The 13,846-nt window shown below is 39.1% G+C and carries 13 protein-coding genes; 2 read left to right on the top strand and 11 right to left on the bottom strand.

Annotated features, from left to right (window positions below):
- Positions 1-6 precede the first annotated feature (6 nt).
- The gene (gene tyrS / locus I588_RS16745; RefSeq protein ID WP_010759950.1) at positions 7-1,269 is read right to left on the bottom strand and encodes a tyrosine--tRNA ligase; all 1,263 of its coding nucleotides are present in this window, start codon (positions 1,267-1,269) and stop codon (positions 7-9) included.
- A gap of 189 nt (positions 1,270-1,458) precedes the next feature.
- On the opposite strand from tyrS, the gene I588_RS16750 reads away from it, so the two are divergent.
- Positions 1,459-3,834: a transglycosylase domain-containing protein gene (locus I588_RS16750; RefSeq protein WP_010759951.1), complete on the top strand. Its 2,376-nt coding sequence runs from the start codon at positions 1,459-1,461 to the stop codon at positions 3,832-3,834.
- 87 nt (positions 3,835-3,921) lie between these two features.
- Here I588_RS16750 and ccpA read toward each other — a convergent pair whose 3' ends face one another.
- On the bottom strand, positions 3,922-4,923 hold the full coding sequence (gene ccpA / locus I588_RS16755) for a catabolite control protein A (protein ID WP_010759952.1): 1,002 nt from the start codon (positions 4,921-4,923) through the stop codon (positions 3,922-3,924).
- A gap of 195 nt (positions 4,924-5,118) precedes the next feature.
- Here ccpA and I588_RS16760 point away from each other — a divergent pair, with 195 nt between their 5' ends.
- A complete protein-coding gene (locus I588_RS16760) occupies positions 5,119-6,219 on the top strand; it encodes a M24 family metallopeptidase (RefSeq protein WP_010759953.1) in 1,101 nt (366 codons plus the stop codon).
- A 61-nt stretch (positions 6,220-6,280) separates the two neighbouring features.
- Here the strand turns inward: I588_RS16760 and I588_RS16765 are convergent, their stop codons facing one another.
- The 9 genes from I588_RS16765 to liaX form a co-directional block, all read right to left on the bottom strand.
- Positions 6,281-6,847, bottom strand: coding sequence for a YtxH domain-containing protein (locus I588_RS16765; protein ID WP_010759954.1), 567 nt, complete (start codon positions 6,845-6,847; stop codon positions 6,281-6,283).
- 14 nt (positions 6,848-6,861) lie between these two features.
- Complete coding sequence (locus tag I588_RS16770; RefSeq protein ID WP_010759955.1) at positions 6,862-7,290, bottom strand: DUF948 domain-containing protein; 429 nt, start codon at positions 7,288-7,290, stop codon at positions 6,862-6,864.
- Positions 7,291-7,510: 220 nt separating this feature from the next.
- Positions 7,511-8,410 carry a UTP--glucose-1-phosphate uridylyltransferase GalU gene (galU, locus tag I588_RS16775; protein WP_010759956.1) on the bottom strand — a complete coding sequence of 300 codons (900 nt, stop codon included), beginning with the start codon at positions 8,408-8,410 and terminating at the stop codon, positions 7,511-7,513.
- 22 nt (positions 8,411-8,432) lie between these two features.
- Complete coding sequence (locus I588_RS16780) at positions 8,433-9,449, bottom strand: NAD(P)H-dependent glycerol-3-phosphate dehydrogenase (RefSeq protein ID WP_010759957.1); 1,017 nt, start codon at positions 9,447-9,449, stop codon at positions 8,433-8,435.
- Between the two features lie 53 nt (positions 9,450-9,502).
- On the bottom strand, positions 9,503-10,336 hold the full coding sequence (gene lgt / locus I588_RS16785; protein ID WP_010759958.1) for a prolipoprotein diacylglyceryl transferase: 834 nt from the start codon (positions 10,334-10,336) through the stop codon (positions 9,503-9,505).
- Complete coding sequence (gene hprK, locus I588_RS16790; RefSeq protein WP_010759959.1) at positions 10,333-11,274, bottom strand: HPr(Ser) kinase/phosphatase; 942 nt, start codon at positions 11,272-11,274, stop codon at positions 10,333-10,335. Before hprK ends, lgt begins: the two co-directional genes overlap by 4 nt.
- A 118-nt stretch (positions 11,275-11,392) precedes the next feature.
- The gene (locus I588_RS16795) at positions 11,393-11,755 is read right to left on the bottom strand and encodes a phage holin family protein (RefSeq protein WP_010759960.1); all 363 of its coding nucleotides are present in this window, start codon (positions 11,753-11,755) and stop codon (positions 11,393-11,395) included.
- Positions 11,755-12,060: a PspC domain-containing protein gene (locus I588_RS16800; RefSeq protein ID WP_010759961.1), complete on the bottom strand. Its 306-nt coding sequence runs from the start codon at positions 12,058-12,060 to the stop codon at positions 11,755-11,757. The genes I588_RS16795 and I588_RS16800 overlap by 1 nt, the downstream gene beginning before the upstream one ends.
- Before the next feature lie 25 nt (positions 12,061-12,085).
- Entirely contained in the window at positions 12,086-13,624 is a 1,539-nt protein-coding gene (liaX, locus tag I588_RS16805; RefSeq protein ID WP_010759962.1) for a daptomycin-sensing surface protein LiaX, read from the bottom strand.
- Between the last annotated feature and the right edge of the window lie 222 nt (positions 13,625-13,846).

A 13,846-nucleotide genomic window follows, 5' to 3' on the forward strand; every position in this document is an offset into this window, starting at 1 on the left:
TATCTGTTAAAACTGCAACACAAAGTATTTTTTCTTTCCACGGCGAATAACCACATAAGCATCCGCCAATTTATCTTCATCACTTAAGATGTGAGCTAGATCTTGTACACGATCGCCATTCACATAAATCGCTCCGTTAGTGATATCTTCACGGGCCTGACGCTTAGAAGCCTCGATCCCAGCTGTAATTAAAATTTCTACTAGGTTTAAATCATCCTCAGCCTTTACTTGGTAGCTTGGTACGTTTTTAAAGCCTTGTTTGATTTCATCCGCAGTTAGATTTTTTACATCTCCGCTAAACAATGCTTCTGAAATATGAACAGCCTGTTCATAGGCTTTTTCACCATGAACCAAAGTAGTAACTTCTTTAGCTAATGTACGCTGCGCCAAACGCTTCTCTGGTGCTTGATTGAATTCTTTTTCAATGGCGTCAATTTCTTCTAACGGCAGGAAAGTAAAGTATTTCAAGAATTTCACTGCATCCCGGTCATCTGTATTGATCCAGAATTGATAGAATTCATAAGGAGAAGTCTTTTCAGGATCAAGCCACACTGCGTTTCCTTCAGTTTTCCCAAATTTCGTTCCATCTGCTTTTGTGATTAAAGGCATTGTTAAGCCAAATGCTTGGGCTTCCTTTTCACGACGAATTAATTCAATTCCGGAAGTAATATTGCCCCACTGGTCGCTGCCGCCTAATTGCAGCTGACAGCCATAGCGTTCAAATAATTGAAGGAAATCGTAAGCCTGTAACAATTGGTAAGCAAATTCTGTGTAAGAAATCCCGGTTTCGATTCGGCGTTTTACACTTTCTTTACTCATCATGTAGTTAATCGTAAAATTCTTACCTACATCCCGCAAGAAATCAATCAACGATACCTCACCTAACCACTCATAGTTATTGGCTACAATCGCTGGATTCTCTTTACTTTCGAAATCAATAATCCCGGATAACTGATTTTTAATGCTTTGTGACCAAGCTTGAACAGTGTCCAAAGTGTTTAACTGACGTTCAGCGTCCTTAAATGAAGGGTCACCGATCATACCAGTTCCTCCACCTACCAGAGCAATTGGCACATGACCATTTTGCTGAAAACGACGCAAAGTCAAAATTGGCAGCAAATGCCCAATATGCAGGCTGTCAGCAGTTGGATCAAATCCAATATATAATTTGACAGACTCTTCGTTTAATTGTTTTTTTAAAGCTTCTTCATCGGTCACTTGAAAGACCAAGCCACGGTCTTTTAGCTCCTGAAAAAAGTCTGAACTCATTTTTCTTCCTCCTCAAAGTTGTATACTTCCCCATATTAACTGAAAAAATGACGAATTAAAAGACGTAAGATTCAAAATGACTACGATTATTTGAAGTTTTGATTACAATATCGTCAAGTGCTTGTTATGGCATTAGATTCTTTGCTATAATTCAACAGAATTATACAGATAATCGATGAGGTGAACTTTTTGGCTCACAAGAAAAAAGAAAAAAAGAAGAAGCCCCGTTCCACCAAACACTTGGTAGGTACTTCTTTTTATATTAATGTCATACTAAGGGTGGTAAAATCCTTATCTATTGGCCTTGTCCTAGTTTTGTTTCTAGGAGGTATGCTGGCTTTAGGAATCGGTGCGGGCTATTTTGCTTATTTAGTTGAAGGAACTGCCACACCGACGAAAGAAGAAGTAAAGCAAACTGTCGGTGATATCACCGAATCATCCAAACTGCTTTATGCAGACAATAAAGAAATTGCCACAATCAGTGCTGACCCTATTCGGCAAAAAGTTAACTCTGATGAAATCTCACCTTGGGTTAAAAAAGCCATTGTTGCTACAGAGGATGAATATTTTTATGAACATCCTGGGGTCGTGCCAAAAGCCGTTGTTCGAGCCCTAGTCAGCGAAGTAACTGGTCTGGGAGGAAGCTCTGGTGGTTCAACATTAACTCAACAGCTGATTAAACAGCAAGTGTTAACCAGCGAAACTTCTTTTAAGCGAAAAGCCAATGAGATTGTTCTCGCTCTAGATGTTGAAAAGTATTTAAGTAAAGATGAAATCCTCACTGCTTATTTAAATATTTCACCATTTGGTCGTAACAACAAGGGACAAAATATTGCAGGCGTGGAAGAAGCCGCTACTGGTATTTTTGGTGTTCAGGCTAAAGATTTAAACTTGCCGCAGGCTGCTTTTATTGCTGGCTTGCCCCAAAGCCCTATTGTTTACAGCCCTTATACAAATACTGGTGATCTCAAAGAAGATTACTCTATTGGAATGGACCGCAAGGATAATGTACTTTTTAATATGTATCGGGAAAAGGTAATTTCCAAACAAGAATACGAAGATGCCAAGAATTATGACTTAGCTAAAGATTTTCAACCACGAGAAAATGTGGTTGAGGAGCAACGTGGTTTCTTATACTATACTGTATACAATGAAGCGGTCAGCATTTTAGCTAGACAGCAGGCGGCACAAGATGGTGTCAGTGAAGCTGATTATAGTAAAGATGACGTACGCACTCGTTACGTTGAACAAGCTAAAGTAAAAATTCAGAATCAAGGTTTAAACGTTAAATCAACGATTGATAAAAATATTTATGATGCAATGCAGCTTTCGGTAGCCGAATACGGTCAGTATCTTGACAATGGATCGGGAACACCTATCGAAACCGGAAATATTTTGATGGACAATCAGACAGGTCGGATTTATGGCTTCGTCGGCAGTCGTGATTACAATACGAATCAGAACAATCATGCTTTTGATACCATTCGGCAGCCAGGCTCTTCGATTAAACCACTTTTGGTTTATGGACCTGCTATTGATCAAGGATTAATCGGCAGCGGAACGCGTATAGCTGATTTTCCAATGAAATATCAACAAGGTACTAATGCTGGAAAAGAATTGAAAAACGCGACTGGCGAAGGCTCACGAACCTTCCAAACAACTCGTGAAGCGTTAGTAGAGTCTACCAATATCCCGGCTTATCACGTTTATCAAGATTTATTAACCGAAAAAGGTTCTGATCAATATGTTTACAACGATTATTTGAAGAAGATGAATTTTCCAAGCTCCGACAATTGGGGGGTTGAATCCGCCCCATTGGGAACTATCGAGACCACTACTTTGAATCAGGTAAATGGCTTCCAAGCATTAGCTAATGGTGGTGTTTATCAAGAGGGCTACTTGATTGAATCAATTACAGACAGTACAGGCAAAGAAATCTACAAACACCAAGAAAATCCTGTGCAGGTCTACTCTAAAGCCACAGCAAGTATCATGAATGATCTGATGCGCAGTGTAATCACCGAACAACAAACTACTCCATTTAAAGCTTTACTGAGTGGCGTAAATTATACCTTAAGCACTGCTGACTGGGTAGGTAAAACGGGAACAACCGATAATTATACGGATAATTGGCTTATCGTTTCTACACCTTCTGTTACTTTAGGCAGTTGGACTGGACGAGATGATAATCAACCTATGGACAGCAATGCTGGAAACCGTACTGCTACCTATATGGCTTATCTAGCTGGTCGAATCTATGGTGTGAATCCTGATGTATTTGGGGTAAATGAGGAATTTAAGTTATCTGATGATGTCAAGAAAGAAAAGGTTTCAACTTTTACTGGATTAAAACCTGGAAAAGTTAGTCATGATGGAACTACCTACCAAGTGCCGAGCGGTGAATCTGAATCCTTCTGGGCAAAAGATGGACCAGGAAGCAACACTTACAAATTTGGTATCGGTGGTACAGATGCTAACTATGAAGACTACTGGAATACTCGTAATCGTTCGAATCGCAGCAACGTAACAAACAACAATAACAATGAGGACGATGATGAAAATTAGCATCGATAATTGGGCTAGGAGCTTTCTCCTAGTCTTTTTTTGCGGAATAAAATAAAAAGCCCTCAAAAACTGAGAGCTTTCCGTTGATTATTTAGTTGAACCTTTTTCATCGACACCATGTGGTAAAATAATCGTTTTTTGTTCGATGTCTTCTTTGTTCATCATTTTAGTTAATAGACGCATTGCTACTGCACCGATATCATATAACGGTTGAGTAACGCTTGTTAAGCGTGGGCGAGCAACATCTGTCAATAAGGAATCATTGCTTGTGATGATTTCAAAGTCTTCAGGTACTTTTACACCTTTGTCCAACAAGCCATCTAACAAACCAATTGCTAATTGATCATCTGTTACGTAAGCAGCAGTTGCACCGCTGTTTAATACTCGATCAGTTAAAGCCAATCCATCTTTAAAACTATAAGCAGCTTCAAAAACTAAGCCTTCGTTGTAAGAAAGACCATGGTCGCTTAAGGCTTCTTTATATCCTTTCATACGTGCTTGTCCGTTAATAGGATCAATTAATGCACCACCAATGAAAGCAATCTTCTTATTGTCGTGCTGAGCTAAAATTTCTACTGCATCTTTCGCAGCTGTTGCGTAATCGATATTTACACTGCCAACTTGTTCGTCTGGATCAATTGAACCAGCTAAAACAATTGGTGTTTTAGAACGTGAAAATTCTGCACGGATTTCATCAGTAATGCGGTGTCCCATGAAAATAACACCATCCACTTGTTTAGCCAACAGATTGTTTAATACATTAACCTCTTTCAAGGTTTCACCATCAGAGTTAGCTAAAATAATGTTGTACTTGTACATAGTAGCAATATCATCAATTCCTCGTGCTAATGAAGCAAAAAACATATTGCTGACATCGGGAATAATTACCCCTACAGTTGTTGTTTTCTTGCTTGCAAGTCCACGTGCCACTGCATTAGGACGATAATCTAGACGATCAATGACCTCCAAAACTTTTTTGCGTGTTGTTGGTTTAACATTTGGGTTGCCGTTTACTACGCGTGAAACGGTTGCCATCGAAACATTTGCTTCCCGGGCAACATCGTAAATTGTGATTGTTTGTTTTTCCATTTGATTTTTCTCCCATCTCTTTTCGTTTTCAGAAAATCTCATTTACATTTCCTAAAGATAATAGCACGTCTTTTCTCTGATTGCAACCGTTTTACTCTAATTTATTAAAAGATTTGCAAGCGTTTTCTAATATTATTTGCAGAAAACGGTACAAGTGATACAATATTTATATGCTCAAAAGAAAGAAGGATAACTATGAATCAAGAAAAAGTTGCAGAACTACGCAAATGGATGGCGTCAAATAATGTGGATTTAACTTATGTGTCTGATCCTAGCCATATCGCTTATTTCTCAGGCTTTGACAGCAATCCGATGGAACGAATTTTAGCACTTTTCATTCCTTTAGACAAAGACCCTTTTTTATTCGCTCCAGGCTTAGAAGTTGAAGACGCTAAAGCAAGCAGCTGGGAATACGATGTAATTGGCTACTTAGACAGTGAAGATCCTTGGGCAATTATTATTGCCGAAATTAATAAACGTTATGGTACACCGAAGAAATTAGCTGTCGAAAAAGGACAGTTAGTTTTAGATCGTTATCAACGCTTAGCAGATGCTTTTACCGGTACTGACTTCTCTGCTGACCTGACTCCTTTAGTACAGCAATTACAGCTTTATAAAACAGAAGAAGAATGCCAACGTTTGATTGAAGCAGGTTCATCTGCTGATTTGGCTTTTGAAATTGGCTTTAAGCTAGTTAAAGCTGGTGCAACAGAAGAATCTATTGTAGCAGAAATCGAATACGAATTGAAAAAACAAGGAATTAAAGAAATGTCCTTCCCAACTGAAGTACTAGCTGGACCAAACGCCGCTAGTCCTCATGGTTCACCAGGAAAAAATACTGTGAAGGAAAATGAATTAGTTCTTTTTGACCTTGGAACAATTGTTAACGGATATTGCAGTGATGCTACTCGAACAGTCGCTTGCGGCAAGCCAACGGATCGTCAAAAGGAAATCTACGATATTGTATTAGAAGCGCAATTAAAGGCTCAGGAGGCCGTTAAACCTGGCATTACAGCAGCCGCATTAGATAAAATTGCACGTGATGTGATTGAAAGCTACGGCTATGGCGAGTACTTCAATCACCGCTTAGGTCATGGCATAGGAACCACTATCCATGAATTTCCTTCAATTGTTGGTGGAAATGACATGGAAATCAAAGAAGGTATGTGCTTCTCCATTGAACCTGGGATTTACCTGCCAAATGATATAGGTGTCCGAATCGAGGATTGTATTTTTGTAACTAAAGATGGTTGCATACCATTTACCAAGACCTCGAAAGAATTGATCATTTTATAAAATAAAAAAGTTGTCCCTCATAAAATATTTGAGAGGGACAACTTTTTACTGTCGGGATTTATTATTCAGGGTTGTTCTTTTCAACTTCTTCTTTAATCTCTTCTTTGATTTCATCAAAGGTTTCAGAGTCTTTTAAATCTTCGGCTTTTACATTTAGTTCTGATGCTCCCTCAGAAACAGTTTGTTTAGCGTCTGCTTTAACTTCATCGGCATCAAGGACAATATCATCAGCAGTATCCTCAACGACGTCCTGTGCTTCATCAGCGGCTTTACGGAAGCGATCAGATAAATCTGAGCTTTGCTGTTTCAAGTCATCAAATAAATCTGCTTGAATATCACCTAAATCATCCACAGCATCCTCAGATTTACCTTTGACTGAAGAAGCAAATTCAGTTGCTTGGTTCGTTAGATCTGCTGCTTTTTCTTTTACTACTGCACTCATTTCACTAGTTTTTCCAACAATTTCTTCAGTGTAATCAGACGCCAAATCACGCCAATCATCTGTTTTACTTGCTAATTCATCACGTAGTTCCTTACCTGATTTAGGTGCTAATAATAAAGCTGTAGCTGCTGCTGCAACTCCACCAATGACTACTCCTAATAAAAATCCGCCTTTTTTTCTTCCCATCGTAATTCCTCCTACTATAAATTAGTTTGTTTGCGATTTCTGAAAAACTTCATGGTTGATTCTCCAACCTTACCAGCAACTTTTACCTTAGCAGTAGTTTTACCGACACTAGCTACCTTTCCGGTTAAGTTGCGACTAGCATGGTTCAAGTTAGAAACACTTTCACTTAAATCTGCTACAGCAGTAAACAATGGATCAATCGTCGCTACCTTCCCATTGACATCATTCAATAAATGATTGCTTTTCACCAGCAATCCTTCTACTTGCTGCATCAACAAATCTACATCTTTTGTTAATACACTGATTGTTGTATTTGCTTCTTTAACTGTAGTATCGACTTTTTCCACCGTTTTGGCGACCTGATTCAATACTCTTACCAGAAAAACAACCAATACAACAAATGCTAAGGCTGCAATGAGGGCAGCAATACCTCCTAGGCTCATCCGAACACTCCCTTGCTCATTTTCTGTAAAAAAACCTTTATTTGTTAACTTTTATTATACCATTCATCCAGTATTAAACAAAAGTTTATCCCCCAGAACAAAAATGACGGCTACTCAAAAGAGAGCCCTCTTTATTGCGCACACCAGCTGCCTTTGCCTTAATAATTCTTCCTTCTAAAAAAGAAAAAAACAGCAACCTAAGCTGCTGTTTTCTGACTTCCTATTCTTTCGGTGCTTTAGGCTTTTTACCTTCAATTTCTTTTCCTAGCTTCACAATGTAATCAGCCAATTTGTCTTTAATTTCTGGGTGAGTCAAACCATACTCAATACTGGTAGTCATGAAACCAAATTTATCTCCCACATCTGAACGTTTGCCAGTAAATTCTTGGGCAAAAACTCTTTGTGTTTTATTCAATGTATCAATGGCATCCGTTAATTGGATTTCGCCACCCGCACCTGGTTTTTGATTAGCCAAAATAGAAAAGATTTCCGGTGTCAGCAAATAGCGTCCGATGATTGCTAAGTCGCTAGGTGCTTCTTTAGGATTTGGTTTTTCTACAAAGTTTTTTACATTAAACAAGCCTTTTTCAACTTCTTCACCAGGATTGATGATTCCGTATTTTGATGTATCTTCATGAGGTACACGCATTACAGCAATCGTTGATGCATGAGTTTTCTCATAATCATTGACTAACTGCTTTGTTAACGGCACCTTATCTTCCATTAAATCATCACCTAACATAACAACAAAAGGTTCATTTCCCACAAATGCTTTCGCTTGCAAGACTGCATGACCCAAACCTTTTGGATGTGACTGACGGATAAAATGAAGATTAACATCTGTGGTTTCTTCAACTAGGGCTAGTAAATCAGTTTTGCCCTTTTCTTTTAAATTCATTTCCAGCTCAATATTCGCATCGAAATGGTCTTCAATTGGGCGCTTTGCTTTTCCGGTAACAATTAAAATATCTTCAATACCTGAATTCAAGGCTTCCTCAACGATAAATTGGATTGTTGGTTTGTCAACAATCGGCAGCATTTCTTTTGCCATCGCTTTAGTAGCCGGCAAAAAACGAGTTCCTAAACCTGCTGCTGGTATCACAGCTTTTTTTACACGCATGGTACTTCCTCCAACTTTTTGATTATAGTGTAAATTCATTTTCAAACGTCCCTGCCCGCAGCATCAAATCCGTACAAGCTTGACGAACGTCCTTTCCTTCATATAAAACAGAGTAAATTGTTTGGGTAATTGGCATTTGGACTTCCATTTTTTCAGAAAGCTCTTTGGCTGCTTTGGTTGTTGCTACTCCTTCAACAATCATCCCCATATTCTCCAATACTTCATCCAAGTTGTGGCCTTTGCCCAGCAGGTTGCCGGCACGCCAATTTCGTGAATGAACTGAAGTACAAGTAACGATTAAATCACCAACCCCGCTTAAACCGATAAATGTTAATGGATTGGCTCCCATGGCCACACCCAAACGGCTGATTTCAGCTAAGCCTCGAGTCATAATAGCCGCCTTGGCATCATCACCGTAGGAAAGACCGTGTAAAGCTCCAGCTCCAATAGCAATAATATTTTTAAGTGCGGCCCCCATTTCAACACCAATCACATCAGTGTTTGTATAGATGCGCAGATACTCATTCATGAACAGCTTTTGTACATATTTTGCCAGTTCCTCATTGTCGCTGGCAGCAGTGATTGTTGTAATATCATGGACTGCTACTTCTTCAGCATGACTTGGACCAGACAAGACTACAATTCCCTGACGATTCTCTTCTGGAATTTCTTCGGCTAATATTTCTGAAATGCGCTTGTGGCTATCCTGTTCTAAACCTTTACTTGCATGGATAATCACTGGGGCGCCAGTTACGATTTTACTAAATTCCTTGGCTACTATACGCATTGCTTTAGTTGGCACAACGAATAGAACTGCATCAGCCCCATCAATGGCCTCTTTTAAGTCTTTACAGCCAAGAATGCTGTCGGGGATCTTTAAATCAGGTAAATAGTGACGATTCGTATGATAAGTGTTAATCTCATCAATCTGTGCAGGATTATTTCCCCAGATTCTCACATCATGACCATTTTCTGCCAATACTTTTGCTAAGGCGGTTCCCCAAGAACCCGGCCCCAGAACGGCAACTTTTTGTTTCACAGCTCGTTCCTCCTGTCTTTAATCCTATCATAATTTTATTTAATTGTCGTAAATTATACTATGTGTTGATTGGTACCTTGATCTCGTCGATAAGCGGGCACTGGTGGTTGATGTTTTCGGCGCAAATAGATTACAATCCATGCCCCAACAAACAATACTAATGATAGTGCCTGGGATACTCTCAATTCGCCAAATAGATACAAACTATCTGTCCGCATTCCTTCAATAAAGAAACGAGCAAAGCTATACCAAAGAACATAACTCAAAAAGATTTCCCCTTGTTTAAAGAGGTTGTTTTTTTTCCTTAAGAAAATTAACAGGAAAAAGCCTAGAAAACACCAAAGTGACTCGTATAAGAAGGTTGGTTGGTGATAAGCACCATCAATATACATATTATCAATGATGAACTGCGGTAAATGCAAGCTTTCTAGGAAACTGCGAGTTGTTTCACCACCAAATGCTTCATGGTTCATAAAATTTCCCCAGCGGCCCATTCCTTGTGCCAAAACAACACCTGGAGCACATACATCTAAAAACAACCAAGGATCAATGAAATGGTACCTTGTATAGAAGAACAAAACAATCACTGCCGCAATTAATCCGCCATAGACTGCCAGACCTCCACTTCTAATATTAAAAATCTGAATTGGATCCGCCAAATAAGGCTCTAAGTCAAATAAAATAAAGTACAGCCGGGCACCAATAATCGCAATTGGCAACGCCCAGATTAAATAATTGGTCATATCATCTTCCTTCAACCCCACGCGAACCGCTTCACGAGTTGCTAACCATAAGGCAATAGCAATTCCAGAAACGATAATAATCGCATACCAATAGATTTCAAGACCAAATATCTCAAAGGCTGTCCGATTTACTTGAGCAATCATTTATTTTGCCCCGAATTCTCATCAATTAAAGCCGTTAGACGATTTTCAAATGTCTTCGTTGCATCATAGCCCATGCTTTTCGCCCGGAAATTCATGGCCGCAACCTCAATAATAATTGCGACATTTCGTCCTGTTTTAACTGGAATTTTTATTTGTGGAATATTCACTTCTGCAATTTCAACTTCTGTATTATCGCTACCCAAGCGATCGTATTTCTTATCTTTCGCCCAATTTTCTAAATACACTACTAATTGAACTGGCATAGATCCGCGAACTGCACTTGCACCAAACAGATCCATGACATCGATAATCCCCACTCCGCGAATTTCGATTAAATGCTGCAAAATTCTTGGTGGTTCACCCACTAATGTCAATTCATCTTGCTGATAAACATCTACACGATCATCAGCAATTAAACGATGCCCCCGTTTCACCAGCTCTAGAGCTGTTTCGCTCTTTCCGATGCCGCTGTCTCCCTGAATTAGAACCCCTAAACCATATACGTCTACTAAAACACCGTGGACACTAGTACGTGGTGCTAGACTGCCATTTAAGAAGCTAGATATTTCTCCTAATAAACGCGAAGTCGCAATTGGTGATCGCAGTACGGCAATACCATGCTCCTTGGCTGCTGTCACCATCTCTTCTGGCGGTGTTAATCCACGAGATACAATAAACGCTGGCGTATCCTCACTACACATTCTACGCATAACCATTAATCGTTCTTCCGGAATCATACGTTCCGCAAAGGTAATCTCTTTATTTCCAAATAGCTGCAGACGATCATGGGAATAGTAATTAAAATATCCGGTCAATTCTAGACCGGGACGCGAAATGTCGCCAGTTACAATTACCCGTTCTAAACTGGTTTCATCCCCCGTTACTACCTCCAATGAAAGTGCTTCAACTAATTCTTTCACTTTAACTGTTTCAGACATTTGAGCCCCTCTTTCTATCAGTTTCCGTTCTATTTTATCATTTATTGAAGAGGGTTACTAGGTTATACAACCTTTCTGAGACAAAACTAAAAAACCAGAAGACAAAAGCGTCCTCTGGTTAGCGTTCGTTATATTTATCTAGGTAATGATCGGATACAATCACATTGACGATCGCCATCACCACAGCTACCAAAATAGCTGTTCCGAAGCTTGCAAAGCCAAAACGATAACTTCCTACAATGCTGGAAGTCATTTGTAACATACCAGCGCTGATCACGAAGCTGAACAGTCCAAAGGTCAATAGATTCAACGGTAAAGACAAAAGCGTTAAGATCGGTTTTACCAATGTATTGAGAATAGACAAGATAAAGCTTGCGAGAATAGCTACCCAGATATTTGCGACAAATACATGTGCGGGAAATATCACGGACAATGAGATAAAAATCAAAGTATTAGCTATTACGCGCTGTAAGTAAGTCATTAGAAATCGCTCCAGTCATCGTCATCAACGGGTTCAGCTTGTTTGCGTTCTTTCGTCTTCTTTTGACTCGTGTTATTACGTCCGTAATAAGGATTGTCATGACCATATGAATTGGTTCGTGGTCCTGCTGGAATTACTAATGCCAACAAAACATATAGAACTACCGGTGCACCAATCAAGCCAAAACTCAAGAAGACATAAATGACACGAACAATAGTAGGATCAATGCCGAAGAATTCTGCGATTCCGGCTAGGGTACCAGTCAGTACCACGTTGCTCCTTGATTTTGTTAGTCTCTTTTGCATATATAATCTTCCTTCCTATTATTCCTTATTTGTCAAAATCTTTCAAGAAAATGCTGCCTGTTGTCGTTGAAACATCAATTTGTGCCATTTGTTCATTGGTTCTTCTGAATTGCAATAAGCGGTTGGTTTTTTCTTTTTTCTCGCGAACCACCTCGTAGTCTGATAAGCGGTGGTTGATACTTCCCAAGCTTGTTTTTGCAATTCCTTCTAAACCTAAAGCTTTAGGCAAGGAAACTTTAACATTTCCGTTGACAGAACTTGCTTTAATCTTTTTCAGTGTGTCGTGACCGACAGTTAATTTTACATCACCATTGATTAGTGAAATACCATAGTTTTGAACAGCTGCTCTTGAAGAAATCGTTCCGTTTACCGTCTCAATGATAGAATCCAGAACTTCTCCTTCACGAATTTCGATATTGCCGTTTACACCTTGAATTTCCAACATGGTAGCATTGATTTGCTTGAATACAATATTTCCATTCGTTGATTTAGCATATACATCTTTAGCATCCAATTCTTCAACCATCAAGTTGCCATTTAATAGTTTAACTGCAACATGGTCATAGGTACGTTTTGGTAAATAGAAAACTAGTTCTGCATTCACTCGTTTGTTTGGTACTTGGAATGTGATATGTTCATCATTTACTTCAATCTGGCTGCGTTCCATGAAGGATTGCAGTGGTGTTGCTTCATTCATTTTACCGTAAAGCTTAACTTTTGCATCTACTTTGATGTCTTTTTCATCCCAAGACTTGAAAGTTACTTTACCATTAGCTAATTTAACATCAATCAAGGTTGGTTCAACATCACTGTATAAAAATTGATGTTCAAACTTAGTAGTAGCAACGCCAGGAACTTTTACATTGATATCTTTCCAATCGACGTTTTCTTCAACTGTTTCTGAAACAGTTTTGATAGCTTTCTTCATGAATTTGCCGAACTGTACACCAGCTTCGCCTAACTTTTCACCTACTTGATTGAAAGTTTCGCTTGCTTGTTCCTTCAAATCTTCAGGAATCTCGAAATTCATGTAAATACGTTTGCCTTTAGCTTCTTGGTCTTCTCGAATGGATTCTAATGCTTCTTGCTGTTCCAGCTCTTGGTTTTCTAAACGAATTAACTGTTCTTCCCAAACCTTGATCTCAGCTTCCACACGTTCCCGAATTGCTTCATCTTCTTCAGATAGAGCATCTAGTTCTTCCTTCGTGTTTAATTCCATCAATACTTCTTGTTTTTCCCGAATGTCCTCTTTAAGTTCTTGTTTTTCCCGATTAATCTCATCGATACGGGTAGAAATTTGATTGGCTTCGGTTGCTAGTTCGTCGAAGTAAGCTTCTAAATCTTCCAGCCCATCTTCTTTTGTTTCACGTTCTTCTTGACCGTTTTCCCATTCATCAGCTAGGTTAGCGGCTTGGTCGCGGTGGTAAGAATCTACCTTATCTGCGTCCTGTTCGATTTGCGCTTCATCTTTGGCTTTCGCCATGCTTTCCAATAAATCTAAACCTTCTTCAGTTGAGATGATTCCTTTTTTTACTAGTTCTAAAACTCTTTGTCTTTCATTCATAAAAAATTGCCTCCTTCAGCAATCAAACGTTTGGGTTACTTAACTTATGTACCTATTATGCAATGTTTTTCTCCATTTGTCATAGGACTAAAGGCTTATCTTTTTCTCCAACCATCGAAACCTTTCTAAAGAAAAAAGCCTGAATCCTCTTCCAACTACTGAAAGTGTACCGAATTCAAGGCTTTTTGTCATAAGTATAGATCAGATAAAACGATTTGTTTA

It is taken from the genome of Enterococcus pallens ATCC BAA-351, assembly GCF_000407485.1.
In the GTDB taxonomy this organism is placed as follows: Bacteria; Bacillota; Bacilli; order Lactobacillales; family Enterococcaceae; genus Enterococcus_A; species Enterococcus_A pallens.

Bases quoted from the DNA above. Each gene is read 5' to 3' on its own strand.
- lgt (WP_010759958.1), bottom strand. From the start codon at position 10,336: ATGATTGCTCAAGTAAATCGGACAGCCTTTGAGATATTTGGTCTTGAA.
- I588_RS16800 (WP_010759961.1), bottom strand. From the start codon at position 12,060: ATGCAAAAGAGACTAACAAAATCAAGGAGCAACGTGGTACTGACTGGT.
- liaX (WP_010759962.1), bottom strand. From the start codon at position 13,624: ATGAATGAAAGACAAAGAGTTTTAGAACTAGTAAAAAAAGGAATCATC.
- I588_RS16765 (WP_010759954.1), bottom strand. From the start codon at position 6,847: ATGGGAAGAAAAAAAGGCGGATTTTTATTAGGAGTAGTCATTGGTGGA.
- I588_RS16760 (WP_010759953.1), top strand. From the start codon at position 5,119: ATGAATCAAGAAAAAGTTGCAGAACTACGCAAATGGATGGCGTCAAAT.
- ccpA (WP_010759952.1), bottom strand. From the start codon at position 4,923: ATGGAAAAACAAACAATCACAATTTACGATGTTGCCCGGGAAGCAAAT.
- galU (WP_010759956.1), bottom strand. From the start codon at position 8,410: ATGCGTGTAAAAAAAGCTGTGATACCAGCAGCAGGTTTAGGAACTCGT.
- I588_RS16795 (WP_010759960.1), bottom strand. From the start codon at position 11,755: ATGACTTACTTACAGCGCGTAATAGCTAATACTTTGATTTTTATCTCA.
- hprK (WP_010759959.1), bottom strand. From the start codon at position 11,274: ATGTCTGAAACAGTTAAAGTGAAAGAATTAGTTGAAGCACTTTCATTG.
- I588_RS16770 (WP_010759955.1), bottom strand. From the start codon at position 7,290: ATGAGCCTAGGAGGTATTGCTGCCCTCATTGCAGCCTTAGCATTTGTT.
- tyrS (WP_010759950.1), bottom strand. From the start codon at position 1,269: ATGAGTTCAGACTTTTTTCAGGAGCTAAAAGACCGTGGCTTGGTCTTT.